Source organism: Lentzea sp. NPDC055074 (assembly GCF_053608005.1).
Genome location: NZ_JBSGUQ010000025.1, coordinates 98,330 through 124,321, shown reverse-complemented (window position 1 = coordinate 124,321; position 25,992 = coordinate 98,330). Strand labels below are relative to the sequence as shown.

Sequence of the window (25,992 nt, the reverse complement as noted above, 5' to 3'; positions counted from 1 at the left end):
ACTCCAGAAGTGAGGTGGGAGACCGCGAACTAGCTGAAGAAGACGCGGGACGGGTCGGTCCAGCCCAGGCCGACCCTGGTGGGTTCGCCGTAGGGGAAGGAGGTCAGGCCGTTGTGGTTGGTGTACGACCAGACCGAGCTGTCCGGGCGTACCGCGATGATCTCCGCCTTGCCGTCACCGGTGATGTCGGCGAAGAACGTCCGGTCAGGCGTCCAGCCGGACCCGATCTCCTGTGGCGTGTCGTAGGTGCCGTAGCCGAGACCGCTGAGGTTGCGATGAGCCCACACCGTCGTGCGCTCGTCGGAGTTCACCGTGATGAACTCGGCTCGTCCGTCACCGTCGACGTCGGCGAACCGGATGGCTTCCGGAGCCTTGTCGGTGACCTTCACGATCACCGGAGTGGTGGAGAACGCCGTGGACTGGCCGAGCTGGTTCATGCCGAACAGGTTGCGGTACACGCGGACCCGGCCGTCGTCGTCGAGCGAGACGCGGTCGTCCCTGCCGTCGCCGTCGACGTCGGCGAACCGGATCCGCTTCGTCTCGCCGGGCGCCGAGCCGATGAAGATCTGGTCGATGTACGGGAAACCGTTCATGCCGTTGACGTTCTTGAACGCCTTGATCCGGCCGTCCGGCTCGACGCCGATGATCTCGGACTTGCCGTCACCGTCGATGTCGGCGAACCAGGTGCGGTCGTTCGGCCAGCCCGAACCGATGTGCTGCAGACCGCCTGGGTACTCGCCATTGACGTTGAGATGCGCGCCGACGATGCCGTCGCTCTGCACAGAGATGATCTCGTCGTTGCGGTCGCCGGAGATCGACGCGCCCTTGCGCGTCGTCGTCTCGAGCGGCGCGGGGGCGAGTGCTCCCTGCCAGACCCGCAAGTCGTCGATGTTGCCGTTGAAGTACTCACCCGCGCTGCTGCGGCCGACCGAAAGCACACCGGTCGAGTTCCAGCCGGTCACACCGGTGACAGTGCTCTTCAACGCGACCGGCGTTTCCTTGGTCCCGACGCTGAGCTTGAGCGTGCGCGCGTTGGCGTCGTAGGTGGCCACGAGGCGGGTCCACGTACCGGCTGTCGCGTCGGCTTTGGCTCGCCACCACGTCGTCGGGCCGGCTGCGGAGTTCGGCATCTCGGCACTCCACTGCGCGCCGTCGTACCGCAGAGCAAAGGGATCCACAGTGGACGGACCGTGCTGCACCATGACCGTGCGGGGCGTGCCCGTCCCGTTGACCTTGGCCCACACGTCGACCGAGAAGGACTGGTCGGTGTTCAGCACGGCGTCGTTCGTGCTCGCGAAGCTGCTGGAACCGTTGAGCTCCAGCCCGGTGCCGCTGAGGTTCTGCGGACCTGCCTCGCCCCACTTGGCGCCGCCCGCGAGGTTCAGCGTCAGGTCACGGCCGAACGGCGACGAGTCGACCGCGGTGTCGCCGTTGCCGTCGTTGAACATCCACCAGCCCACATCGCTGCGGTTCAGCTCGGTGTCGGCCAGCGTCAGCGACTCCTTCGGGGTGATCGTGCGACTCCACGCGCGCACCTCGGCCAGTTCGCCCTGCCACGGCTCGGCCGGCACGGAGTTGCGCAACGCCTTGCCGATCCACACCTGACCACCGGCGTTGAAACCCGCGGTCGCACCCAGCACCGCCGTCTGCCGCTGCAGCGCACCGTCGACGTACAGCCTCACTTCACGGCTGAGGTCGTCGAACGTGCCGGTCAGGTGCGTCCAGACGCCCTGCACGGCCGGAGCCGTCGAGACCGCGGTCTTCTGCGCCGGACTCGCGGTGTCGCTCTCCGCCACGGAGAAGGTCCACTTGTGCTGCCCCGAGTCGTAACCGAGCCGGAAGGCAGAACTGGTCGTGCCCTGCTGGCTCACCACGGTGCGACTCGCCGTGTCGTTGGTCAGGCGGACCCACGCGGAGACGGAGAAGCCCTTGCTCGTGTCGAGCACCTTGGCGGTCGTCGCACCGTTCTCGGTCGAGCCCGGGAAGCCGACGGACGTCGGCCCACCGGCCATGCGACCGGCCTTGGCCGGTTCGAGTTCGGTCAGCGTCAGGTCGTGACCGTTTCCGGTGCCGTCGGAGGACGGGTCGTCGGCGGCGAACCACTCGGCCTCGTTGCGCTTGGCGCCCGCGACCGTGAACGCGAACGTCTTGCGGGTCGCGAGACCTGCTTTGTCGACCGCGTCCACGAACAGGGTCTGCGGCCCCTCGGACGGAGGCGTCCAGCGGACGGTCTCGCCCGCCTTCACGGTGTCCGTCGGCATGTCCGTGAAGCCCCAGCGGAACTTGGCGATGTCGGGTGACGCGCTGGCGAACTTGAAGGTGTCCGCGACACCGAGCCCGCCACAGCCTTCGGGGGCGCACCCCGTCGCCTTGTAGACCGAGGACTCGAACGTCGGAGCGTCGGGCGCGGTGGTGTCGACGGAGAACTCGCACCAGCCCGATGCCGGGCCCCACAGCGAGCCGTCGCCCGCCGTCACGCGGTAGGCGTAGTTGCCGGTGGTGATGCCGCGGGCCGCGATGACCCACGGGTCACTGCCGTGGCTGGTGCCGATGACGCCGGGGTACAGGTACCAGCTGTCCGCCCAGCGCACCTTGGCCACGATGTCGGGTGCGCCGTCGAAGTTGAAGTCCACGACCGTCCTGGCCGTGGCGCCCTGCCAGCCGCTGCCGATCTGCCAGCGCTCGTAGTTGCCGGACTGGGGCGTCCGTGCGCCGAGGCCCTTGTACAGCCAGAGGATGTCGCCCCACTCGGCGACGATGTCGGGTGCGCCGTCTCCGGTGCGGTCGACGACGCCGTAGTAGGTGAAGTCGTTCCACCCGCCGCCCAGCGACACCCGTTCCGCGGTGGGCTGTGCGCGGTTGCCGTCGCCGGGGTACAGCCAGAGGGTGTTCCCCGGATCCCTGGCGATCACGTCCTGCTTGCCGTCACGGTCGTAGTCGGCGACCCCCGCGTAGGTGTAACCGCCCCAGCCACCGCCGATCGCCACGGGCGGGATGGTCGACGGGCCGCGCTTGCCCTCACCGGGGTAGAGCATGAGCCTGCCGGTGGCGTCCTCGCGGGCGATGATGTCGGTCTTGCCGTCCTTGTCCCAGTCGGCGAGGCCCGCGATCGTGTAACCGCCCCAGCCGAGGCCGATCTGCACGCGGTCACCGGACCGCCAGCCGGCGGGCGTCTCCACGGTCGGCATCATGTAGAGGTAACCGTCGGTGTCGCGGAAGATCAGGTCCGGCTTGCCGTCGTTGTCCCAGTCGCCGGTGCCGACCAGGGTGTCGGACCCCTCGGCCACACCCGTGGTCACGGTGCTGTCCGACTTGGGGATCGTCTGTTCCGCGGTGGTCCCGTTGCCCCACGGCGTGGTCTCGAGGCTCGTGGTCGGGCCGGGAGTGCCGTTCGGGCGGATGCGCCGCCACTCGAAGCGGGCCTTCATCGTGTCCGAGCCGTCGGGGTCGCTCACGCGCCCGCGGATCGTCGGCGTCGCGGTCGGCACGGCCGGACGGCTGTCGCCGGTCGCGCACGCCTTGCCGTCCACGGTGATCGGGTCCGGCACGTTGGGCTGCGAGTTGTAGTCGATGGCCAGCACCGCGGAGCCGGGGGTGAAGCGCTTCCAGGAGCTGACCGTGCTCTCGTCGACGTGCAGCACGACGGAGACGCTGTCCCAGTTGTTGCGCGCGCCGTAGGCCACGACGGACTTGAAGTTGAACTCGACGTCACCAGGTCCGGCACAGCCGTGCGCCGAGCCGACCTTGCGGTTGGCCGGGCTGGACGACGCCCAGCTGTCGTCCCACCAGCCAGGCTGGTTGTTCCAGGTGGTGGTGTTGTCGAACCCGTTCGTGACCCGAACCGTCGCGTTGGAGTTGGGGCTGCAGGTGAACGACCACTTCTGCTCGACGCGGAAGGAGGCGCCGGTGACGTCCTTGCCCTTGACCGCCGAGAGGTCCATCCGGAAGTAGGAGCGGACGTTGTACGGCTGGCTCAGGCACGTGCCGGTCTGCGAGACGTTGTCACAGGTGAGGCCGGTGCCGGCAGATCCGTAGGTGCCCGAGTTGTACAGGTAGTCGGAGCCCTGGTTGTTGCGCCCCTGCCAGAACGCACTGCCCGCGTCCTTGGAGGAGACCAGCGTCCACGCGCCGCCCTTCACAGTGCCCGTCCACGACGGGTCGATCATGACCGGGTACTTGGCGGCCTCGAGCAGCGCCGCGTCCGGGGTGACCGTGAGCTCGCCGTTGGCGGCGGCCACCGGCATGGTCGCCGTGCGCTTCTTCCGGCTCTCCACCGCCGCCTTCGTGAGCACGCCGACGTGCGCGACCTTCTCCTCGCCGGAGTCCCACATGACCGGCGGCGGAGAGGTGAAGACGACCTTGCCGGACTTGTCCTTGGCTTCCAGGCCGGCGCCGTTGGCGCTGGTCGTGACGCCCTTGGTGTCGAAACCGAACTTGACCTGGGCGAGCTTCGGGTTCTTCGCCGCCTCGCGGTTCTTCACGACCAGGACCTCGGAGAAGCCCTGTGGTGACGCGGTGAGCACGAGGTCGACGCCCGGCAGCACCTCGCGGTAGGTGGCGTCCGCGCCGGACAGCACCGGCGCGGGCAGCGGCCCGAACGGCCAGGTGATCGAGAGCTCGCGGTCGCCGTCGCGCAGCTTCGCGGCAGGTCCGGTGCCACCGGCGGAGAACTCGACGGGCAGCGCGGACGCCGCGGGGGTGATCGTCTTGCCCGTGGCGCGCAGCGTCGTGTCGATCCGCGTCCACGTCCCGTCGGCCTGACGGGCGAAGCGGGGCTCGACGGACTGCTCGGTGGTGAAACCACCCGAGGGCCTGGCGAACGTCTGGGCGGTCTCGGAGCGCAGGGAGAGGACCTCGACGCGCTGGTCACAGCGCTTGGCCATGGCGACGGCGGCCTCGGAACCCTGCTGCACCCCGACGCAGCCGGGAGCCGCGACGGCGGCCGGAATGTGAACACCCGGCAACGCGACAGCTGCCGCGATCAGACATGTGCGCAGCGCAAAGCCACGCGCTCTCGAAGCGCGAATCAAGGTGGTGCCCCCAGGCGTCCGCGCATGTCCCCCGACAACACGCGATCGTGTTCAAGCTCCGCGGAAGCATGCATCGCGAATGGGCCGATGACAAGGGGGCACTCGCTGCGATCTGACCCACAAGATCATCATCTGCGGTCTTCCCCGGTGTCGGCGGCTCGCCGCGTGCCCGGCCCGGACTCGGCCCGGCTGAACACCTTGACCTCCAGTTAGGTGGAGTTCCTAGCGTCAGAGGCATGTTCGCGATTCGGCAGTACGAGTTCGGTCCGACGGAGAACCTGCGCTTCGAGGAGGTCCCCGACCCGGAGCCCGCCGCGGGGCAGGTCCGCGTCACGGTGGCGGCGGCCGGCGTCCACCTCGTCGACACGACGATCCGCAAGGGCGGCTTTGGGCCCGTCGCCTTCCCGATGACGCCCGGTCGCGAGGTCGCGGGGGTCGTGACGGCGCTCGGCGAGGACGTCGCGGCGGACTGGCTGGGGCGCCGGGTCGTCGCGCACCTCGGCCAGGCCAACGGCGGTTATGCCGAGCTCGCGGTGGCGGGGGTCGGTGCTTTGCACGCGCTGCCCGACGACGTGTCGTTCGAGGCGGCCGTCGCGATGATCGGCACTGGCCGGACGGTGGTGGGGGTGCTCGACGCCGCGAAGCTCACGAAGGACGACGTGGTGCTCGTGACGTCGGCGGCCGGGGGCATGGGCGCGTTGTTCGTTCAGGAGGCGCGCAACGTCGGGGCTCAGGTCATCGGGCTCGCGAGCAGCGCGAAGCTCGACCTCGTGATGGACAACGGTGCGGACGCCGCCATCGACTACACGCGGCCGGGCTGGGCGGACGGGCTCAAGGACATGACCGTCGTGCTGGACGGCGTCGGTGGTGAGGCGGGGGCGCAGGCGTTGAAGACGCTCGGGCCCGGTGGGCGGCAGATCATCTACGGATGGGCGTCCGGGTCCTCGACGCCGATCAGCACGGAGGCGTTGTTCGCCAACAGTCTCACCGCGACTGTCGCGTTGGGACCCGGGCTGATGCGACGCGGACTCCGCACCCTCGAGGAGGAGTCGATGGCCGGGCTGGCGAGCGGGCGGTTCACGCCGCTGGTCCACCCGCCGTTCGCGCTGAAGGACGCGCCGCTCGCGCACGAGGCGCTGGAGTCTCGTGCCACGGCGGGGAAAGTGTTGCTCAGGCCGTGACCCAGCGGTCGGCCATGCCGATGAGCTCGTCGACCATGGCGTGGATGGGCGCGTTGCGCGGTTCGGCGATCGGTTGCACGGCCTCGGTCGCCGACTTGAGGTCGGTGCGGATGACCCGCACGATCTCGGCGGCCTGCTGCTGGTCGTAGAAGCTCAGGCCGAAGTAGCCGTATCCGCCGGCCACGATCTCCCGCAACGAGACGGCCAGTCGCTCGTCCCGCACGTGGTCCGCGCACACCTCGACGGCCCACAGCATCACGCCACGGGACGGGTTCCACGTCTCGTAGTCGCGGTCGGGGAGATCGGGCCAGTCGAGGTTGAAGATTCCGGACATGTGGACAAGATAATGGGGCCGTCCGAAAAGGACGGCCCCATTATTCCCTCGGTCACGCCTGGACCGGCACCTCGACGAACTTCTTGCCCGCGAAGTTCTCCACCACGACCGACTTGACGTCGCCGGGCGCGACCAACGCGGAACCGTCCAGGTTCGTGCCCTCGGCGGCGCCCTTCTTGGACACCACCCAGGAGCCCGCCTCCTGGCGGCTGCCGTCCTTCGCGACCACGAAGATCCGGCACTTCTCGCCTTCGGGGATACCGCTGATCGCCATGTTCGTGCGCACCCAGCCCGCGGCGGGGACGACCTTCACGGTCATCGACGCCTTGGTGGCCGGATCGGTGAACGTGGCGAGCCTGGTGCCCGCCGGGTCCGGTGCCACCGTCGGGGTGGGAAGGGCTGTCACATCGGGTGACGTGGCCTTACCGACGAAGACACCGGCGCCGAGCACCACCGCGGCCACGACGGCCGCCGCGGCACCGATCGCGAACTGGCGACGTCGTGCGACGCCCCCTCGTTCGGCACGCACCTGGCGCAAGGTGCGCTGCAACAACAGATCGCCGCCCTCGGGCGGCCCGTCCAGCATGGCCTCCGGCGGCACCTCGCCGAGGAAGGCCTCCATGTCGCGGAGCTCTTCGAGTTCACGCTTGCAGTCGGGGCAGGACGCCAGGTGCTGGTCCATCTCGCGCACCTCCTGCTCGTCCAGTGCCCCGAGAACGTAGGCACCGAGCAGTTGCGGGTCGTGCTGCGTGGTCATCCGGCCACCCCCTTCAGTGCGACCTTCTGACCTCCGAAGGTCTCCCTCAAGGCTCGCAACGCGTAATACGATCTCGATTTCACTGTGCCAGGTGGCACCCCGAGCGCCTCGGCCGCCTCCGTCACGCTCCGGCCGCGGAAGTAGATCTCCATCAGCACGTCGCGGTGGTCGGAGGACAACCTGTCGAGCGCTTCGAGCACCACCACCGAGTCGACGACCTGGTCGGCGTGGTCGCGCTCGATCGGTGGCGTAGCCGGAGACTCCGCCACCTCCTGAGGACGCGCGGCCTTCGCCCGCACCCTGTCGGTGACGATGTTCCTCGCCACCGTGAGCAACCAGCCTCGCACCGATCCCTTGCCGTTCACGAGGGCGTCGGGATGGCGCCACGCTCGGACCAGGGTCTCCTGGACCACGTCCTCGGCAGCCGCCCGATCACCGGTCAACCGCGTCGCGTACGCCAGCAGCGCCCGACCGTGCTCCTCGTAGAGCGATCGGATCAGTGCCTCGTCGGCCGCGGTCTCCCGTTTGCGGGAGAACAAAGCCGCCATCCACCCACTCCTCCCCGCCCGCGAACACCTCTTGCGGGCGTCCTGTTCAAGACCTCAGCCGACACACGAGCGGCAGAGAGCTTCGGTTCAACGGGTTTCAACCAAAAAAAGGATCGCCGGATGTTAGCGGGACCGGTTGAGGTACCCGACCAGGTCCGCCATCTGCGCCTCCGGCATGACGTTGATGTACATCCCGTGGTCGGTCGCCGGGTCGCGCAGCTCCTCGGCGAAGCTGTCGATCGCGAACGGACGACCCGCGGGGACGTCGTAGCCCACGGTGACGCGCAGACGCGGGATCGGGAAGGTCTTGGCCGGGCACATGCCGCCGGCCAGCGGGAACACCACGTGCGTGCGGTGCGAGGCGCTGTCGGTGTTGTTGCCGTCCCAGCAGCTGCCGAAGTCGAAGCTGCGCAAGGTGGTCGCGCTTCCGCACAGCGGGTACTTCGTCGTGAAGCGATCAGGCCGGTCCGAACAGCCCCACCGGGCACGCGTGTTCGGCCCGTGGCCGTTGGTGAACGCCGCCGGATCGCCGGTGATCAGGCGCAGGAACCGCGGCATCGGCAGCACGGCGCTCACAGGACTGCCGTCGTAGCGGATCTCCACGCTCTTCGGCCGGAGCACCTCACCTGTGTTGCCGTGCAGGCCACCGCCGTCCGCGTGCTCGTCGTGCCCTACGCCGTCGGTGAGCCGCAGGACGGGCCAGTAGTACGTCGAGAGGTCGTTCTTCTCGCACGTCGTCGTCGCGGCCGCGAGGGACTCGTCGGTCGACCTGGCGTCCGCCGACCTGTTGCCGACGTACTCGTGCGTGTGGTGGGCGCCGAACGGGATGCCGGGAGAGACGACGGGGTTGTCCGCGTTGAGGTGGCGTTCCTCGTTCACGCCGCAGCGGACGACGACGTTCGGCGTCTTCGGTTCGACGAGCAGCTGGTCGAGCTCGCTGACGTACTGGTCGGCGGACGGCGCACCGTTGGACGTACCGCGCAGCAGTACCGCGGAGCCCGCCACGACGAGGAGCGCGACCACCGCGACCGCGAAGGTCGCCGGTTTGTTCCGGGCCACGACCACAGCCTGCCAATCCGTCCGGGCAAACAAAAGCGCGCTGTCTCAGTAGGACGATAGCCCGATCGGGGGACACCACCGGCACCAGGGCCGCACACGAAGCGGCCGGCGGCGAACGCCTTCGGGGGTGGCGTCGCCGTCGGCTCGCGAGTCGTCGTTCCTGCTCTACTGCGCGGTCACCAGCGGCCGGCGCTCGTGATCGACCACGCTGACCCCGGCCACGTCCCCGGCCCGCACCATCGCGGACCCGGCCAAGGTCACTTCACCGGCGTGCGCCCTCCACGAGCCCGCGGTGAACGTTCGTCCGTCCTTCGTGTGCACGACCAGCCAGCAGGCTTCCCCGTCCTGCATCCCGTCGACCGTCGCGACCAGCTTCAGGCCACCTTCGGTGTCGGTGACCTGCACGGCCATGTGCGCACCCGTCGCCGAGGTCCCCTGCAGGAGCTCGGCGACGTCCTCCGTGCCACCGGCCCCCAGGCCCTGGCCCATCCAGACGCCCCCGGCGAGCACTCCGGCGACCACCAGGGTCGACGACAGGGCCGTGATGCGGCCTCGGCGGCGCACGGCCTGATGTCTCTCTTCGCGGACCGTGCCCAGCGTGCGCTGGAGCAGGTGGTCCATGTTCGGCGGAGGCCCGTCGAGCGCGGCCTCCGGTGGCAGTTCTTCCATCAGCATGTCGTTCTCGTTCAACTCGTTGGTGCCCAGGACGTTCGGTGCCATGCGCTGGCGGACGCGGCAATGGACACGGTTACGCGGAACGATGCACTCGAATTTCTCCTCCCAGTCCCGCGCACAGCGGTGACCAACACCTTCAAAACGAGCCGGCGAGGAAGTTGGTTCAACGCAGATACAAGGACGTTGCCCAGCCCACAGGAACCGGTTGACCTGGCCCTCCACCTGCTCCTACGCTCTCATATATGATGTATGACCGGCCTGCGGCCGTTCCGGCGTCCCGGACGGACTTTGTTCTTGAATCGATCAAAGAAGCGATTCTTTATGGAAAGCTGAAGCCGGGTCAGGCTCTCGTCGAAACCGATCTCGCGGCGATGCTCGCCGTCTCGAAGACGCCCGTGCGCGAGGCGCTCAAGACGCTCGCCGGCTCGGGGCTCGTCGTGATGAGCCCGTACAAGGGGGCCGCGGTCCGCGTGGTCGACGCCGGGATGGCCGCGTCCGTCTACGACGTGCGGTTGCTGCTGGAGCCCGAGGCGCTGCGCCGGTCCGTCGAGCTCGGCGCCGACTTCTCGGAGGCGCGCTCGGCTCTGGAGGAGGTGCCCGACCTGGCCCGGCGCAGCCTGGCCAACCGCCGCTTCCACCGCGCGCTCTACGCCGGGTGCGGCAACCCGTTGCTGGTGGCGATGCTCGACGGGCTTCGCGACCAGACCGCGTTGATCACCGTCGCGGGCTGGGGCGTCAGCCCGACCTGGGACGCCGAGGCCGACGAGCACCGGGCGATCCTCGTCACCGCGGAGGAGGGCTTCGGCGACGCCGCGGCCGACCTGCTGCGCCGTCACATCCAGACGTTCGCCGACCGAGTGGCCCAGGAGCTCCCCGATGTCGTTCGATGACCTCTCCGACGCGCTGGCGTCCGTCGTGGCGATCACCGTCACCCCGTTCGACGCGGACGGCGCGATCGACGAGAAGAGCTACGCCTCCGTGGTGGACCGGATGGTCGAGGGCGGGGTCTCGGTCGTGACGCCGAACGGCAACACGAGCGAGTTCTACACGCTGTCCTCCGCCGAGACCGAGCGCGCGCTGCAGATCACCGTGGGCGCCGTCGGGGATCGCGCGGCGGTCGTCGCCGGGGTCGGGCACGACCTGACGTCCGCCGTGACGGCCGCGCGGTTCGCGGACCGGGCCGGCGCGCGCGGGATCATGATCCACCAGCCGGTGCACCCGTACGTCTCGCTGGACGGGTGGGTCGACTACCACCGGGCGGTCGCCTCGGCGGCGCCCGAGCTGAGCGTGGTCCTGTACGTGCGGAACCCGCGGATCGGCGGTGCGCAGATCGCGGCGCTGGCGGACGCGTGCCCGAACGTCGTCGGCGTGAAGTACGCGGTACCGGACCCGGTGCGGTTCGCCTCGGTCGCCCGCGACGCCGGGCTCGAGCGGCTGACGTGGGTCGCGGGGCTCGCCGAGCTGTCGGCGCCGGGGTACTTCGCGGTCGGGGCCACCGGGTTCACGTCCGGGTTGGCGAACGTCGCGCCGCAGCTGTCGGTGCAGATGTTCCGGTGCCTGCGGGCGCGGGAGTTCGGTGCAGCCATGGAGTTCTGGGAGTTCATCCGGGGGTTCGAGGAGCTGCGGGCCCGCAGCGAGTCGGCGAACAACGTGTCGGTCGTCAAGGAAGCGTTGGCACAGCTCGGTTTGTGCCGCCGGGACGTGCGTCCGCCCGCCTCTGTCCTGGACGAGGCCGACCGTTCGGCCGTGGGAGTGCTGCTGAACTCGTGGAGCCTGCTGTGAAGTTGCGCAGCGCGGAGTGGTTCGAGGGCGAGGGGCTCAGGGCGTTCTCGCACAACGCGCGCATGCGTCAGCTCGGCCTGAACGCCGACGAGCATCTCGGCAAGCCGGTCATCGCAATCCTGAACACGTGGAGCGGCATCAACCCGTGCCACATGCATCTGCGGGAACGGGCGCAGCAGGTCGAGCGCGGGGTGTGGCAGGCGGGCGGCTTTCCCTTGGAGTTCCCGGTCTCCACGCTGTCGGAGACGTACCAGAAGCCGACCCCGATGCTGTACCGGAACATGCTGTCGATGGAGACCGAGGAGATCCTCCGGTCCTACCCCGTCGACGGCTGCGTGCTGATGGGCGGGTGCGACAAGACGACGCCGGCGTTGCTGATGGGTGCTGCCTCCGCAGGGCTGCCGGCGGTCTTCGTGCCGGCCGGGCCGATGCTGCGCGGGCACTGGCGGGGCGAGAAGCTCGCGTCCGGCACGGACATGTGGCGGTTCTGGGACGAGAAGCGGGCCGGCACGATCTCGTCCGGCGACTGGGCGGAGATCCAGTCCGGACTGGCCCGCTCCCCCGGCACGTGCATGACGATGGGCACGGCCTCGACGATGACGGCCGCCGCGGAGGCGCTGGGACTGACTTTGCCCGGCGCGTCGTCGATCCCCGCCGTGGACTCGGCGCACCACCGGATGGCGGCCGCGTCCGGAATGCGTGCCGTCGAGATGGTGCGCGAGGGACTGACGATCGGTGACGTGCTGTCGGCGGAGGCCTACGAGGACGCGATCCGGACGGTGCTGGCGCTGGGCGGGTCGACGAACTCGTACATCCACCTGATCGCGATGGCCGGCAGGTCGCGGATCCCGTTGTCGCTGGACGACTTCGACCGGTTGTCGCGCGAGGTGCCGGTGCTCGCGTCGGTGCAGCCCGCCGGAGAGCACCTGATGGAGGACTTCTACTACGCGGGCGGGCTGCGCGGGTTGCTGTCACGGCTGCGGGACTCCTTGCACCTCGGGAGGATCACGGTGACCGGGCGGACGTTCGGAGAGGACCTCGACGGCGCCGAGGTGCACGACCCCGCGGTGATCCGACCGCTGGACGATCCGATCTCGGCCGAGGGCGGTCTGGCCGTGCTGCGGGGCAACCTGGCCCCGGACGGCGCGGTGATCAAGTACGTGGCGGCCGATCCCGCGCTGTGGAGGCACACCGGGCCCGCCGTGGTGTTCCACGGCTACCAGGACCTGCGGGCGCGGATCAACGACCCCTCCCTGGACGTGACGAGGGAGTCGGTGATCGTGCTCGCGGGTGGCGGGCCCAAGGGCGGGCCCGGCATGCCGGAGTACGGGATGCTGCCGATCCCGGACAAGCTGCTGCGCGAGGGCGTCCGGGACATGGTGCGCGTGTCGGACGCGCGGATGAGCGGGACTTCCTACGGTGCCTGCGTTCTGCACGTGGCACCGGAGGCGCACGTCGGTGGCCCGCTGGCGTTCGTGCGGGACGGCGACCTCGTGACGCTGGACGTCGAGGCGCGGATCCTGCGCGTGGAGATCTCCGACGAGGAGATGGCGCGTCGTCGTGACGCGTGGACGGCGCCACCGCCGACGTTCGAACGCGGGTACGGCGCCCTGTACTACGAGCACATCACGCAGGCCGACGAGGGCTGCGACTTCGAGTTCCTGTCACGGCCCGGGAGGAACCCGGAACCCGACGCGCGCTAGCTCTTGGACTCGACGCGGCCGTCGGTGACCTCGACGTCCTTCCAGTCATCGGTGCCGTGCAGCTGAGCGCGCAGGTACGCCGTCGTCAGCCGCAGCACGGTCGCGACCCGTTCGGGGTTCTCGTCCGTGGTCTCGGCGACGTCGTAACCCGAGACGCCGCCGAACCCGTGCTCCGCGCCGAACAGCGTGAGCAGGTCCTTCGGTCCGGGCGCCAGGTGGTACGGGTCGGCGTGCCAGTCCGGTCCCATCGTGGTCAGGTGCGCGGACGCGTCCGCGTCGCCGGCGACGACGAGCGCGGGGGTGGTCATCTCGCTGAAGTCCGTGCTCTGCATGAAGGAGTAGTTCTCCTTCACCACGTCCGTGACGGCGTCGCCGCGGCCCGTGGAGCCGAGCAGCACACCGGCCCTGATCCGGTCGTCCTTCAGGCTGACGCCCTCGGTCCGCATGCCGAGCAGCAGGCTCGCGGTGTGGCCGCCCATCGAGTGGCCGACGACGGCGATCTTCGTGCGGTCCCAGCGGTCCTGGAGTTGCGGCACGGCCTTCTCGATCTCGTCGAGCCGGTCGAGGAGGTGCGTCATGTCCTCGGCCCTGGACTGCCAGAACAGCGGCGCGCCGGGGGTGTCCTCCGGCAGGGACAGGCTCCGGCTGCTCAGGTGCGTGGGCTGCAGGACGACGAAGCCCTGCTCGGCCCAGTGGTTCGCGAGCGGCGCGTAGCCGTTCAGCGAGGAGAGGTGGTTCGAGTAGCCGTGCCCGTGCGACAGCAGCAGGATCGGCAGCCCGGTGCCCTCCGTCGGCGCGGAGACCTTCACCTGCAGGTCGACGGGCCTGCCGGGGACGTCGAGCACGACGGGGCTCACGGTGAGGACGGTCATGGGGTTCCCTTCGGAGGCAATTAAGCGGAGCAACGTTCCGGAACGATACGGAGCGCTGTTCCGCTTTGTCAACCGCTCCCCGATCCGCCGTCCACTTCGGACCCACCACGGGCACAGACCCGGCTTCACACCCGACCAGTCATGATTGGGCCCGAACCGGCACGAGGGTGAGGTATCCGTGGCAGTCACCATCCGCGACGTGGCACGCAGGGCGCACGTGTCCGTCGCGACCGTCTCGCGTGCCCTGACCTCCCCGGAGCTCGTGCGACCGGAGACCAGGACGCGCGTGCTGGCGGCCGCGACCGAGCTCGGCTACCAGCCCAACCGGGCAGCACGCGGGCTGATCACGGGCAAGACGGGCAACATCGGCATCGTCGTGCCCGACCTCGACAACCCGTTCTTCACCGGCGTGCTCAAGGCCGTGCAGGCGCGGGCGATGCAGGCCGACTACGCGGTGTTCGTGGCGGACAGCGACGAGGACCCGGTCGCCGAGGCCAAGCTGGTGCACGCGATGGCGAAGCAGGTCGACGGCGTCGTGCTGTGCGCGCCCGGCCTGGAGGACTCCCAGGTCCACGAGGTCGCGGGCGTGACGTCGCTGGTGCTGCTGAACCGGCGCCTGGCCGGCGTGCCCGCCGCGTTGATGGACTCGGCGGGCGGAATGCACGCCGTCATCGACCACCTCGTCGCATTGGGACACCACCGGATCGCTTACCTCAACGGGCCTCGCACGTCCTGGTCCAACCAGGAGCGTCGCCGCGGGCTGATGAAGGCGGTGGCACGGCACGGGGTGGACCTGGTCGACCTCGGGCCGTTCGCACCGCGCTACGAGGGCGGCCTGCAGGCGGCGGACCTCGCGGTGGCGGCCGACACGACGGCGATCGTCGCCTACAACGACATCATGGCGCTGGGAGTGCTGGCCCGGCTGCGCGACCGCGGCATCTCGGTGCCGGACGACGTGTCGGTGACGGGGTTCGACGACCTCACCTACGCCTCGCTGTGCTCGCCCGCGCTGACGACGGTGGCGATGCCGGTGGCGCAGGCGGGACGCACGGCGGTGAACCTCCTGCTGGACTGGCTCGACTCGGACACCACCGAGGTGCCGCAGATCGTGGCGGAGACGCAGCTGATCGTGCGCGGCACCACCACCCCGCCGCGGAAGTAGCGGCAGGCGAGGCAGAAAGTGCTGGAGACGCAAGGCGGCCCCGGCAGGGCGTCTGGGGGGAGTACGCCGTGAGCCGGGGCCGCGAAGCGGCTGGGCCCGAGGGGGGAGGGGGCCTAGCGCCGCTTGGTGTCCCACTCTGCCCTGAGCGGAAGGAATCCGCCAGGGTGGATGTACCTGTTTTTGGATTTCTCGTACGTACGGGTTACTCGTAGAGCCCTTCGTACAACCCAGAGTGAAGGCGATGTACAACGGCACGTTTGACCTTCAACGTCGGCGTGAGCTCACCTTCCTCCTGGGACAGATCCCTGGTGAGCAGCACGAACTTCTTCACCTGGGAAACACTGGCGAAGTGCGAGTTCGCTTCGTCGACAACTCCCTGCACGAGCGTTCGCACGTCCGGGTGAACCACCAGCGATTCGACGTCGGACGGCAAGCCGCGGGCCGTCGCCCACGGCACGATCTCGTCCGCGTCCAGTGTGATCAGCGCCACGCAGTACGGTTTGCGGTCGCCGAACAGCACGGCGTGCGAGATCCAGCGGGACTGGCGCAGCACGTTCTCCACGTTGGCCGGCGCGATGTTCTTGCCGCCCGCGGTGATGATGATGTCCTTCTTGCGCCCCGTGATCGTCACGAAACCGTCCGCGTCGATCTCGCCCAGGTCGCCGGTGTGCAGCCAGCCGTCGCGCAGCGTCTCGGCGGTGGCCCCCTCGTTGCGCCAGTAGCCCGCGAAGACGTGCGGGCCGCGCATGAGCAGCTCGCCGTCCTCCCCCAGCGACATCTCGAGACCCGCCACACCGGACGCTCCGACCGAGCCGAGCTTGAAGCGGCCCAGGGTGTTGATCGTGCCGACCGCCGTGGACTCGGTCATGCCGTAGCCCTCCAGCACCGGCACCCCGGCCGCGTGGAAGAACCGCAACACCTCGCGGGAGATCGGCGCGGCACCGGAGAGCGCCTGCACGAGCCGGCCGCCGAACGCCGCGCGGACGTTCGCGAACAGCGCGTCGACCTGCTCGAACGCGGCCGCCATCTCCGCCGGCACCGGCTCGCCCCCGGCACGCCTGCGCCGGACCTCCAGGCCCAGGGCGACGGCCTGGCCGAGCTGGTCCGCGGGCACGTTCGACGTGACGAACGTGTAGATCTTCTCGAAGATCCGCGGCACGGACGGCAGGAACGTCGGGCGGACCTCGGCGAGCTCGGGCACGATCGCCTTCATGTCCCCGCCGAAGTAGGCGAGCGCTCCACCGCGGTACATGGTGCCGAACATGATGATCTGCGCGAAGACGTGCGCGAGCGGCAGGAACAGGTAGACGACGCCGGTCATCGCGTCGATGCGGGCCTCTTCCGCGACCCGGCACAGCGCGACCCAGTTCGCGTTGGTCAGCACGCAGCCCTTGGGCGGGCCGGTGGTGCCCGAGGTGTAGATGATCAGGCTCGGGTCCTCGGGCCTGATGGCGGCCCGGCGGGAGTCGAGCACGTCGGCGAGCGGCGAGGTGCGGCCGCTGTCCTGCAGGTCCGCGATCCGCGGGCGGTCGCCGGCCGGGTCGATCGAGAACACGGTGTGCAGCTCGGGGAGCTCCGCGCCGACGGACTCGACCTTGAGGCACTGCTCCTCGTTCTCCGCCACCACGATCGACGCGCCGGAGTCGCCGACCACCCAGGCGATCTCCTCCGGTGCGCTCGACGGGTAGATCGGCACGACGATGCCGCCCGCCGCGAGCACCGCGAGCTCGACCGCCGTCCACTCCGGACGGGTGTTCGCGAGGACGCAGACCCGGTCGCCCGCCTTCAGTCCGGCGTGGACGAACCCGGACGCGAGGTCCAGCACCACCTCGGAGACCTCGGCGTAGGTCTGCTCGCGCCACTGCCCGTCCTGCTTGAACCGCCACGCCACCGCGTCGCCGTACGCCTGCTCCGCGAGGAACGGCAGGTCGGCTATCCGGCGGACGGCTTGCACCGCGCTCGGGCTGGTGACTCCGGCGGTCATGGCGGCTCCTAGAGGCCTGGGGAGGGGATCTTCAGGCGGGCACGACCTGCACTCGGGTGCCGTTCAGCACGGCCGTGCCCGAGAGCGGGTCGATGCGGAGGTCGTCGGTGAGGAGGTTGACGTTCACGCCGGCGTGCTCGCCCGCGACGGTGAGCCGCGTGCCGGGCTGGTCGTGGCCCCAGCCGTGCGGCATCGAGACGACACCGGGCGCGATGTCCGCGGTGACCTCGACGAGCACCTCGATCTTGCCGATGCGCGAGGTGACCTGGGCGGTCGCGCCGTCGGTCAGGCCGATGCGGGTGGCGTCACCGGGGTTGACGAGCAGCGTGCACAACGGCTTGCCCTTCACCAGCGCGGGCACGTTGTGCATCCAGGAGTTGTTGGTGCGCAGGTGCCTGCGGCCGACGAGGACCATGCCGGTCTCGGGTGTGCCGAGGGCCTCCCGCACGCGCGGCAGGTCGTCCATGATCGGCTGGGGAGTGAGCTCGATCTTCCCCGACGGCGTGCGGAGGATCTCCGGCAGGCGGGACGTGAGCGGGCCGAGGTCGATGCCGTGCGGGTTGTCGAGCAACTGCTGGAGCGTCAAGCCGTACGCGCCGGTGCGGAGTTTGAGGTCCAGCAGGCGTTCCTCGCGCGTCTCGCCCTCGGGTTCGAAGTCGGCCCCGGCCTTCTTCGCGAGGTCGGCGAGCTGGAACGCCGCGATGGCGTCGAGATCGGCCGCGGGGCCCAGGCCGCTGAAGATCGTGGCGAGCCGGAGGAAGATCTCCGTCTCGTCGACCCTGCCCTCCTCCAGCGGGATCGCGGCGCGCGAGTACTTCGCGACGTTGCGGACGGAGTTGTTGAGGAACGCGATGTCGTAGTGATCGCGGCGGGACGGCGGCGGCGTCGGCAGGATGACGTCCGCGTGCCTCGTGGTCTCGTTGAGGTACGGGTCGACGCTGACCATGAAGTCCAACGAGGACAGCGCCTCGTTCACGCGCGCCGAGTTCGGCAGCGACAGCGCCGGGTTGCCGCCGACGGTGAACAACGCCCGCACCTGGCCCTCGCCGGGCGTCTCGATCTCGTCGACCATCGTGACGGCCGGGAACTCCCCCATCACCTCGGGGTGGCCCTGCACGCGGCTGTGCCAGCGCCCGATGCCGAACCCCTTGCCGGTGCCCGGTCCCCGCCTGCTGTGCGCGGGCAGCGGCCACATCGCGCCGCCGGGCCGGTCGAGGTTGCCGGTGAGGACGTTGAGCGTGTCGACCGCCCACGACGCGACCGTGCCGAACTCGACGGTCGTCGTGCCGATCCGGCCGTAGACCACGGCGCGTTCGGCCGCGGCCAGCCGCCTCGCGAGCGCCCGGATCGTCTCCGCGTCGATCCCGGTGCGTTCCTCGACGGCCTCGGGACCGAACGGCTCGACGTGCGCGCGGATCACCGTGTGGTCGGTGACGTGCCCGGCGAGGTCCCTGAGGTCGACCAGGTCCTGGGCGAAGAGCTCGTGGATCAGCGCCAGCAGCAGGAACACGTCCGTACCGGGCCTGATCACGACGTGCTGGTCGGCGGCCTGGGCGGTCCGGCTGCGGCGCGGGTCGACGACGACGAAGCTGCCGCCGCGCTTCTGCAGGGCCTTGAAGCGGCCGGGCGCGTCCGGGACCGTCCAGAGGCTTCCGTTGGACGAGAACGGGTCCGCGCCCAGCACGAGCATGAAGTCGGTGCGGTCGATGTCGGGCACCGGGATGGAGAAGATGCCGCCGAACATGTGGCCGACCTGGACGTGCTTGGGCATCTGGTCGACGGTGCTCGCGGTGAAGACGTTGCGGCTGCCCAGCGCCTTGCGCAGCGGTCCGGCGTAGAGGCCGCCGGCGAGCGAGTGGACGACCGGGTTGCCGAGGTACATCGCGACGGTGTTGCGGTCCGGGAAGTCCTTGAGGCGTTCGTCGACGTAGGCGAAGGCCTCCTCCCAGGTGGCCTCCCGGAACTCGCCGTCGCGCTTGATCAGCGGGGTGCTCAGCCGATCGGGGTCGGCGTCGAGCGTGCCGAGCGCCGCGCCCTTGGGGCAGAGGAAGCCCTTGCTGAACTCGTCCTCGCGGTCGCCGCGCACCTTCGTGATGCGGTCGCCCTCGACCGTCAGCTCCAGCCCGCACGTCGCCTCGCAGAGCGGACAGGTCGTGAACACGGTCCTCATCGGGTCCCCTAACGCGGCTTGTTACCAACGGGTACTAGGCGCCGGCCATCGGATGCAACCGCCCGGCCGAGGTCGACCCGAACGGCCCAACGACCGCCCGAGAGTCGCCGAGCATACCAGCCGGTATGTCGATTTGCACTGGTCAAGACCGGGTGCACTTCCGGAACCACGCGGTACCTATCTACGGAGTGAGTCCAGGTGGGTACGCCGGGTCGTCAGGTCTGGCCATCACGTGTGCACGGGTGCAGCATGTGTCGGTGAACGCCGCAATCCGGACCGTCGCCACGATCGCCGCAGTCGCGCTCGCGTACTTCGCGACCGCGCAGGTCGGCCTGGTCCTGGCCCTCGTGGAGGGTCAGGTCACCCCGCTGTGGCTGCCGACGGGCATCTCCGTGGCGGCACTGCTGATGTCGGGCCGCCGGATCTGGCCGGGGATCACGTTCGGGGCGTTCGCCGCCAACATCTCGCTGGGCGCGCCCCTGTTCTCGGCGTTGCTGATCACCGCGGGCAACACCGCCGCGCCCCTGCTCGCCTGGTACCTGCTGACCCGCTTCGGCTTCCGTCCCGCGCTCGACCGGCTGAAGGACGCGCTGCTGCTCGTGTTCGCGGGCGCGCTGGGAGCGATGCTCGTCAGCGCGGTCGTCGGCGCGGCGGCGTTGAGGATCGGCGGCGTGATCCCGTGGCACGACGTGCCGGCCGTGGTGTCGGTGTGGTGGACCGGCGACGCGATGGGCGTGCTGGTGTTCACGCCGCTGCTGCTCACCCTGCCCCGGCGCTGGACCGCCCCGCCGCGCCGGCTCGTCGAGGCGGGAGCACTGCTGGTCACCACGGCGGTGCTCGCGTCGTTCGTGACCGTGTCGGGGTCGCGGTTGCTGTTCCTGGTGTTCCCGATGCTGATCTGGGCCGCGCTGCGCTTCCAGCACACGATCGCCGCGCCGTGCGCCGTGATCATCTCCGTGGCCGCCGTGATGTCCGCGGCCGGCGGCCACTTCGCCGCCCACGACCTGCTGACCACGATGATCGTGCTGCAGGCGTTCAACGGCTCGGTGGCGCTGACCGGGCTGATCCTGAGCGCCATCACCAGCGAGCGCAACGAGGCCAGGCAGGCCATCGAGCGGGCGTGCGTGCAGCTGGCCGAGACCGTCGCGCGCTACCAGGAGGACGGTGCGCGCGCACGGCTCGGCCGCGTCGTGCCGCCCGCCTAGAAGGGCTTCGTCTCGCTCGCGATCTCACCCAGGACGTCGCTCAACGGCCTGGCCGACTGCGCGCCCAGCGACGCCACCTGACCGGGCGGCACCGTCTCCGCGATGTCCGTGCCCGCGCACGTGACCCGGGAGGCCGGCAGGATCCCCGACACCAGGTACTTGTTGACCAGCGTGTCGACGCAGGTGTTGCGGCGCAACGCGTAGTGGCCGTGCTGGCCGTCGTTCGCCACGCTGATCAGCGGCTGGCTCAGGTGCTCCGCCATCACGCGGCCGTTGGCGAGCGGGGTCTGCGTGTCACCGTCGGAGTTCACGACCAGACCGGCCGGGTACTTGCGGGTGATGGCCGGGATCTTCTCCGGCCGCTGGAACGCGCGGAACGTGCAGTTGGTCGGCGCCATGTAGTCGACGGTGCCGCCGTACGGGTTGGTGTCACGCCAGCGCTTCATGTCGTTGTAGTAGGTGTTGACGTCGGAGAACCAGTCCCACTCGCACACCACTGCCTGGAAGGTGCCCGGCGAGGTGGGTTCGATGTCGCCCTTCTTCAGCGCCGCCACGATCGCGGAAGCCTCCGCCGGGGCCGCCGCGCCCGCCTTGATGGAGGCGATGTGGCGGGAGAACGCGGCCCACGAACGGCGGTAGCGGGTGGCGCCGGCCGCGTAGTCGAACGAGGTCACGTCCGCGTAGCCGCCGTACGGGCCTTCCTTCAGCTTCGCGGCGATCTCGTCGAGCTCACCACGTACCGCGGCCGGGGTGGTGCCGAGGCCGTAGGTGCCGTTGCGGGCGGCGGTCCACTCCGTCCACTTCTTCAGGTTGTCGGTGATGGCGTCCACCACGTCGACGTCCTGCTCGTGCCACGTCTTCAGCGGGTCGAGCGCGGAGTCGAGGACGCTGCGGTCGAGGAACTTCGGGAACAGGGAGCCGTAGACGGCGCCGAGCTGCGTGCCGTAGGAGTAGCCGACGTAGGAGATCTTCTTCTCCCCCATGGCCCCGCGGATGACGTCCATGTCGCGGGCGGTGTTCATGGTGGAGATGAACCGGCGCATCTCACCGCCGCCGCGCTGGCAGTTGTCCTCGACGGCACGGGCGTAGTCCGACCAGTCCGAGAGCTGCGAGTCCGTTGGGCGCGAGGGGAACTCGTCGTCGGACGGCGTCGAGATGCACCGGATGTTCGTCGACCGGCCGACACCGCGCGGGTCCATGCCGATGACGTCGTAGATCTTCAGGACCTCGGTCTGGGCGTTGAACCAGTGCACGGCGCCGAGACCCGACCCGCCGGGGCCACCGGGGTTCGTCATCAGCACGCCTCTGCGGCGCGCCGGGTCCGTGGCCTTCTTGCGCGAGATGGCGACTTCCAGGTTGCCGTTGCCCGGGTTCCTGTAGTCCATCGGCACGACGACCGTGGCGCACTCGACCCCCGTCGAGGGCGTGACCCAGCCCGCCGGGCACTCGGCCCACGCGATGGTCTGGGTGTAGTACTCGTCCAACGGGCCAGGCGCCGCCTGGGCCGTTCCCACCAGGGACATGAACAGCGGAGCGGCCAAAGCCGCCGCGCCCCAACGCTTCCTCACCGCGTACCCCTCACGATCGTCGGTCAGCGACAGAACGCTGTCGCAGTCGCGGACCCGGTCGACACCCCCGAAGGTCGGGTGAAATTGACCGAAGTGGGGTAGGAAGGGGTATGGACCCGGTCAAGGCGTTGAAGCAGGTGGCGTTCCACCTGGAACGGGCCGGCGAGCCGACCTACCGCGTCCAGGCGTTCCGCAACGCGGCCGCCGTCCTCGCCGACCTCGACCCCGCCGACGTGGAGAAGCGGTCCCGTCTCGGCACGCTCACCGACCTCAAGGGCGTCGGCAAGTCGACGGCGGGCGTCGTCGTGGACGCGCTGGCGAACCGCGAACCGTCCTATCTGGCGAAGCTGCGGCACGTCGACATCACCGGCGGCGAGGAGATGCGGGCGAGGCTCAAGGGCGACTGCCACGTCCACTCCGACTGGTCCGACGGGGGCAGTCCGATCCGCGACATGGCGGAGGCGGCGCGCGACCTCGGGCACGAGTTCATGGTGCTGACCGACCACTCGCCGCGCCTGACCGTCGCGAACGGACTGAGTCGCGAACGGCTGGAGAAGCAGCTGGAGGTGGTGGCCGAGCTGAACGCCGAGCTGGCGCCGTTCCTCGTCCTCACCGGCATCGAGGTCGACATCCTCGACGACGGCTCCCTCGACCAGGACGAGGACCTGCTGGCACGGCTCGACGTCGTGGTCGCGAGCGTCCACTCGAAACTGAAGATGCCGCGTGCCGAGATGACCCGCCGGATGGTCAACGCGGTCAGCAACCCGCACGTCGACATCCTCGGCCACTGCACCGGCCGGCTGGTCGTGGGCAAGGGCCGCCCGGAGTCCCAGTTCGACGCGGAGAAGGTCTTCGAGGCCTGCGCCGCGCACGGCACCGCCGTCGAGATCAACGCACGGCCCGAGCGCCTCGATCCCCCGCGCCGCCTGCTCAGCCTGGCCGTCGACGCCGGGTGCACGTTCTCCATCGACAGCGACGCGCACGCGCCCGGCCAGCTGGACTGGCTGAACTACGGCTGCGCGCGGGCCGAGGAGTGCGGCGTCGACCCGGACCAGGTGATCAACACGAGGAGCGCAGCTCGGCTGCTGTCCGGGTGAGGTGCTCGTACCAGCACACGAGCGGCCCGGTGTCGGCCAGCGCGCGGCCCAGCGCGACCCGGCACAGGTCCCGGACCGGTTCGGGGTCCCACGCGGCCACCAGGGCCTGCATCGGAGTCCTGTTCGATGAGAGTCGCGCCTGAGGCGGGTCCTGGTGGTGCGGCCGAACGGCCCGCACACCGCTGTTGTACGTGGGTCGTTCGGCCGTGCCGCCAGGGGCCTCGTCAGGCCCGGCTGTCGCGAACATGGACTTCGATGCAGGCCCTGGGTCGTCGAAGGACCCCAGCGTGCCGAGCGCGTAGGCCTCCAGCCCGGCGCAGATCGGCACGACCGTCCCGTCGACCTGCACCACGAACGGGTCGACCCGCACGAACGCCGTGGGATCGGCCCGCAGCACCGCGGCGGACGTGACGTCGAACTGGACCTCGACGGCGTCGTCCTCGGCGACGCGGGTGAGCTCGACCGCCGCGTAGACCAGGTCGACCCGGTCTACGCCGTGCGGCCGCACTCGTACCTTGCGGGCCCCCTCCGCGACCGCCTCGGCGGCCAGGCCCCGCAGCATCGCCACGGTGTCCGGCACCAGGTCGATCAGCACCGTCACCCGGTGCCCCTGCGCGGCGTGTTCTCCCACCTCGTCCAGCGCGACCACCAGCTCGGCTCCGGGTACGGCCGTGAGCCAGCGGGGGTCGCGGACCTCGACTCCCATGTCTCTGCGGAGCACGCCGCAGGCGTGGAAATACCGCTCACCGGGTCATCTGGATTTTCCGTCTGGCCGTATCAGCCGGGTGCCCGCTTCCATCAGAGTGGAGTACGGCCCCGAATGGTCCGATCGAGGGACTTCCTTCACACCATCGGGAACACCGATAACGGCTGATCAGATGCGAGCGAAGTGAAGGTGGGAGGGAGCGAGAATGCGCCGCCAGTTCATCGTGCCCGCGGAGTCCTGCGCCAGGAGTGAGACCGAGGCGCGCCGCACGGTGCTGCGCGACCTCCACGACGGTGTCGGCCCCTCGCTCGCCGCGGTCGCCCTCGGGCTGCGGTCGGCGCGGCAGCTGCTCACCTCGGACCCGGCCGGTGCCGCCCGGCTGCTCGTGCTGCTCGAGGACGAGATCCACTCGGCGATCGGCGACATCAAGGCGCTGGTCGCGAACGAGAGCCCCGCCGCCGTGGTCAAGTTCGGTCTGGTGGGAGCCGTCGAGACGTTCGTGGACGCGTTGAGGTCGCGTCTGCACGTCGAGATCGAGGTCGTGGTGCTCGGGGAGATCCCGCCCCTGCCCGACCCGGTGAGCGTCGCGGCGTACCGGATCGTCCGGGAGGCGCTGACGAACGTCGTGACGCACGCCGAGGCGCGCACATGCGTTGTGCGGCTGTGGTTCGACGCCGAGCTGCACGTCGAGGTGGTCGACGACGGGGTGGGCGCGGCCGAGGTGACGACCGGCGTGGGGCTCGCGTCGATGAGGCAACGGGCCAGCGACCTCGGCGGCGACTGCCGGGTCGAGCCCGGCCACGGCGGCGGCACCAGACTCGCGGCCGCGCTGCCGGTCTCATGAGCCTGCGCGCGCTGGTCGTGGACGACCACCCGTTGTTCCGCCAGGGCGTGATGGCGGTGCTGACCGACAGCGGCATCGACGTCGTGGGAGAGGCCAACGGTGGGACGCCGGCCGTCGAACTGGCGCGGGCGTTGCAACCGGACGTGATCGTGATGGACCTCAACATGCCCGACCTCGGCGGCATCGAGGCGACGCGCCGGATCGTCGCCGCGCGACCGTCCGCACGGGTGCTGGTGCTGACGATGTTCGAGGACGACGAGTCGGTGTTCGCGGCGATGCGGGCCGGTGCGCGGGGCTATCTCGTGAAGTCCTCGCGGCCGCAGCAGATCGTCGCCGCGGTGCGCGCGGTCGGTGAGGGCGAGGCGATCTTCAGCCCCGGCGTGGCGACGCGGCTGCTCGACTTCTTCGCCACCGCCCCACGTCCGAGCGCGCTGCCGGAGCTGACCGGCCGCGAACGCGAGGTCGCCCGGCTCATGGCCGCGGGCAAGGGCAACGCCACGATCGCGCGGGAGTTGGTGCTGAGCACCAAAACCGTGCGCAACCACGTGTCCCACATCCTGCGCAAGCTGCAGGTCGCGGATCGTGCCCAGGCGGTAAACGCACTTCGGGACCGTTCGGGATAAGTGCCCGTGTCGGCCGGGACGCACCCGGCAGGATGATGGACGCAGTCGTCAGAAGGGGAGCTGATGAACGCCGAGCCCGTCACCGTCGTCCTGCACGCCACCGACTCCATCACCCGCGCGGGCGTCACCGTCGCGCTGCGGTCCCGCCCGGAGATCAGGCTCGTCGAGCCGGAGACCACCGAGACCTGCGTCGCCCTCGTCGTCGCCGAACGTCTCGACGAGAACGTGCTGCAGCTGCTGAGAAAGCTGCAGTGCCAGCCGAACCCCGGCATCGTGCTGATCGCCGGGGACGTGGCCGACGCCGAGCTGCTCGACGTCGTCGGCAGCGGGGTGTCCGCCGTGCTGCGGCGGGCCGACGCGACACCGGACACGCTGGTCCGGCTGATCCGCGCCGCGCACGCCGGGGAGGGCTCGCTGCCCGCCGACCTGCTCGGCCGGTTGCTCGGGCGCGTCTCCCAGCTGCAGCGCAACGTGCTGCGCCCCAACGGGTTGAACCTCGCCGGCATGTCGAGCCGGGAGACCGAGGTGCTGCGGATGATCGCGGACGGCCTGGAGACCAGGGAGATCGCGGAGCGGCTGTGCTACTCGCAGCGCACGGTGAAGTCGATCCTGCACGACATCACCAACCGCTTCCAGCTGCGCAACCGCGCCCACGCCGTGGCCTTCGCGTTGCGGGAAGGCCTGATCTAGCG

21 protein-coding genes are annotated in these 25,992 nt (G+C 70.0%); 10 read left to right on the top strand and 11 right to left on the bottom strand.

Going from position 1 to position 25,992, the window contains the following annotated elements:
- Window positions 1–29: 29 nt before the first annotated feature.
- Window positions 30–4,964: a LamG-like jellyroll fold domain-containing protein gene (locus tag ACWF7A_RS39225; protein WP_452255561.1), complete on the bottom strand. Its 4,935-nt coding sequence runs from the start codon at window positions 4,962–4,964 to the stop codon at window positions 30–32.
- Between the two features lie 302 nt (window positions 4,965–5,266).
- On the opposite strand from ACWF7A_RS39225, the gene ACWF7A_RS39220 reads away from it, so the two are divergent.
- Window positions 5,267–6,211: a zinc-binding dehydrogenase gene (locus ACWF7A_RS39220; protein WP_452255560.1), complete on the top strand. Its 945-nt coding sequence runs from the start codon at window positions 5,267–5,269 to the stop codon at window positions 6,209–6,211.
- On the opposite strand, the gene ACWF7A_RS39215 is transcribed toward ACWF7A_RS39220, so the two are convergent.
- From ACWF7A_RS39215 to ACWF7A_RS39195, 5 genes are all read right to left on the bottom strand, one after another.
- Window positions 6,201–6,545, bottom strand: a complete 345-nt coding sequence (locus tag ACWF7A_RS39215) for a hypothetical protein (RefSeq protein ID WP_452255559.1) — start codon at window positions 6,543–6,545, stop codon at window positions 6,201–6,203. The genes ACWF7A_RS39220 and ACWF7A_RS39215 overlap by 11 nt on opposite strands.
- Before the next feature lie 52 nt (window positions 6,546–6,597).
- A complete protein-coding gene (locus ACWF7A_RS39210; protein ID WP_452255558.1) occupies window positions 6,598–7,302 on the bottom strand; it encodes an anti-sigma factor family protein in 705 nt (234 codons plus the stop codon).
- The gene (locus tag ACWF7A_RS39205; RefSeq protein ID WP_089953784.1) at window positions 7,299–7,850 is read right to left on the bottom strand and encodes a sigma-70 family RNA polymerase sigma factor; all 552 of its coding nucleotides are present in this window, start codon (window positions 7,848–7,850) and stop codon (window positions 7,299–7,301) included. The genes ACWF7A_RS39210 and ACWF7A_RS39205 overlap by 4 nt, the downstream gene beginning before the upstream one ends.
- Window positions 7,851–7,973: 123 nt before the next feature.
- Entirely contained in the window at window positions 7,974–8,909 is a 936-nt protein-coding gene (locus ACWF7A_RS39200) for a DUF1996 domain-containing protein (protein ID WP_452255557.1), read from the bottom strand.
- A gap of 165 nt (window positions 8,910–9,074) precedes the next feature.
- The gene (locus ACWF7A_RS39195; protein ID WP_452255556.1) at window positions 9,075–9,629 is read right to left on the bottom strand and encodes an anti-sigma factor; all 555 of its coding nucleotides are present in this window, start codon (window positions 9,627–9,629) and stop codon (window positions 9,075–9,077) included.
- Window positions 9,630–9,829: 200 nt separating this feature from the next.
- Between ACWF7A_RS39195 and ACWF7A_RS39190 the strand changes: the two genes are divergently transcribed.
- From ACWF7A_RS39190 to araD, 3 genes are read left to right on the top strand one after another with little or no spacing between them, the layout of a single operon-like run.
- The gene (locus tag ACWF7A_RS39190) at window positions 9,830–10,474 is read left to right on the top strand and encodes a GntR family transcriptional regulator (RefSeq protein WP_452255568.1); all 645 of its coding nucleotides are present in this window, start codon (window positions 9,830–9,832) and stop codon (window positions 10,472–10,474) included.
- Window positions 10,461–11,366 (top strand): dihydrodipicolinate synthase family protein, encoded by a 906-nt coding sequence (locus ACWF7A_RS39185; RefSeq protein WP_452255555.1) that lies wholly within the window; start codon window positions 10,461–10,463, stop codon window positions 11,364–11,366. The genes ACWF7A_RS39190 and ACWF7A_RS39185 overlap by 14 nt, the downstream gene beginning before the upstream one ends.
- Window positions 11,363–13,069 (top strand): L-arabinonate dehydratase, encoded by a 1,707-nt coding sequence (gene araD, locus ACWF7A_RS39180; RefSeq protein ID WP_452255554.1) that lies wholly within the window; start codon window positions 11,363–11,365, stop codon window positions 13,067–13,069. Before ACWF7A_RS39185 ends, araD begins: the two co-directional genes overlap by 4 nt.
- On the opposite strand, the gene ACWF7A_RS39175 is transcribed toward araD, so the two are convergent.
- A complete protein-coding gene (locus ACWF7A_RS39175; protein ID WP_452255553.1) occupies window positions 13,066–13,941 on the bottom strand; it encodes an alpha/beta hydrolase family protein in 876 nt (291 codons plus the stop codon). The two genes, araD and ACWF7A_RS39175, sit on opposite strands and share 4 nt — an antisense overlap.
- A 178-nt stretch (window positions 13,942–14,119) precedes the next feature.
- On the opposite strand from ACWF7A_RS39175, the gene ACWF7A_RS39170 reads away from it, so the two are divergent.
- Complete coding sequence (locus tag ACWF7A_RS39170) at window positions 14,120–15,103, top strand: LacI family DNA-binding transcriptional regulator (protein WP_452255552.1); 984 nt, start codon at window positions 14,120–14,122, stop codon at window positions 15,101–15,103.
- Between the two features lie 202 nt (window positions 15,104–15,305).
- On the opposite strand, the gene ACWF7A_RS39165 is transcribed toward ACWF7A_RS39170, so the two are convergent.
- Entirely contained in the window at window positions 15,306–17,087 is a 1,782-nt protein-coding gene (locus tag ACWF7A_RS39165; protein ID WP_452255551.1) for an AMP-dependent synthetase/ligase, read from the bottom strand.
- Window positions 17,088–17,118: 31 nt separating this feature from the next.
- Entirely contained in the window at window positions 17,119–19,257 is a 2,139-nt protein-coding gene (locus ACWF7A_RS39160) for a molybdopterin oxidoreductase family protein (RefSeq protein ID WP_452255550.1), read from the bottom strand.
- A gap of 257 nt (window positions 19,258–19,514) precedes the next feature.
- Here ACWF7A_RS39160 and ACWF7A_RS39155 point away from each other — a divergent pair, with 257 nt between their 5' ends.
- A complete protein-coding gene (locus ACWF7A_RS39155; RefSeq protein WP_452255549.1) occupies window positions 19,515–20,462 on the top strand; it encodes an MASE1 domain-containing protein in 948 nt (315 codons plus the stop codon).
- On the opposite strand, the gene ACWF7A_RS39150 is transcribed toward ACWF7A_RS39155, so the two are convergent.
- Complete coding sequence (locus ACWF7A_RS39150) at window positions 20,459–22,030, bottom strand: alpha/beta fold hydrolase (RefSeq protein ID WP_452255548.1); 1,572 nt, start codon at window positions 22,028–22,030, stop codon at window positions 20,459–20,461. The two genes, ACWF7A_RS39155 and ACWF7A_RS39150, sit on opposite strands and share 4 nt — an antisense overlap.
- Window positions 22,031–22,140: 110 nt before the next feature.
- Here ACWF7A_RS39150 and ACWF7A_RS39145 point away from each other — a divergent pair, with 110 nt between their 5' ends.
- Window positions 22,141–23,127, top strand: a complete 987-nt coding sequence (locus ACWF7A_RS39145) for a PHP domain-containing protein (RefSeq protein WP_452255547.1) — start codon at window positions 22,141–22,143, stop codon at window positions 23,125–23,127.
- Here ACWF7A_RS39145 and ACWF7A_RS39140 read toward each other — a convergent pair.
- Entirely contained in the window at window positions 23,090–23,848 is a 759-nt protein-coding gene (locus tag ACWF7A_RS39140; RefSeq protein WP_452255546.1) for a hypothetical protein, read from the bottom strand. The genes ACWF7A_RS39145 and ACWF7A_RS39140 overlap by 38 nt on opposite strands.
- A gap of 190 nt (window positions 23,849–24,038) precedes the next feature.
- Here ACWF7A_RS39140 and ACWF7A_RS39135 point away from each other — a divergent pair, with 190 nt between their 5' ends.
- From ACWF7A_RS39135 to ACWF7A_RS39125, 3 genes are all read left to right on the top strand, one after another.
- Window positions 24,039–24,677 carry a sensor histidine kinase gene (locus ACWF7A_RS39135; protein WP_452255545.1) on the top strand — a complete coding sequence of 213 codons (639 nt, stop codon included), beginning with the start codon at window positions 24,039–24,041 and terminating at the stop codon, window positions 24,675–24,677.
- On the top strand, window positions 24,674–25,300 hold the full coding sequence (locus tag ACWF7A_RS39130) for a response regulator (protein WP_452255544.1): 627 nt from the start codon (window positions 24,674–24,676) through the stop codon (window positions 25,298–25,300). Before ACWF7A_RS39135 ends, ACWF7A_RS39130 begins: the two co-directional genes overlap by 4 nt.
- A 63-nt stretch (window positions 25,301–25,363) precedes the next feature.
- Complete coding sequence (locus ACWF7A_RS39125) at window positions 25,364–25,990, top strand: response regulator transcription factor (RefSeq protein WP_452255543.1); 627 nt, start codon at window positions 25,364–25,366, stop codon at window positions 25,988–25,990.
- Window positions 25,991–25,992 lie beyond the last annotated feature (2 nt).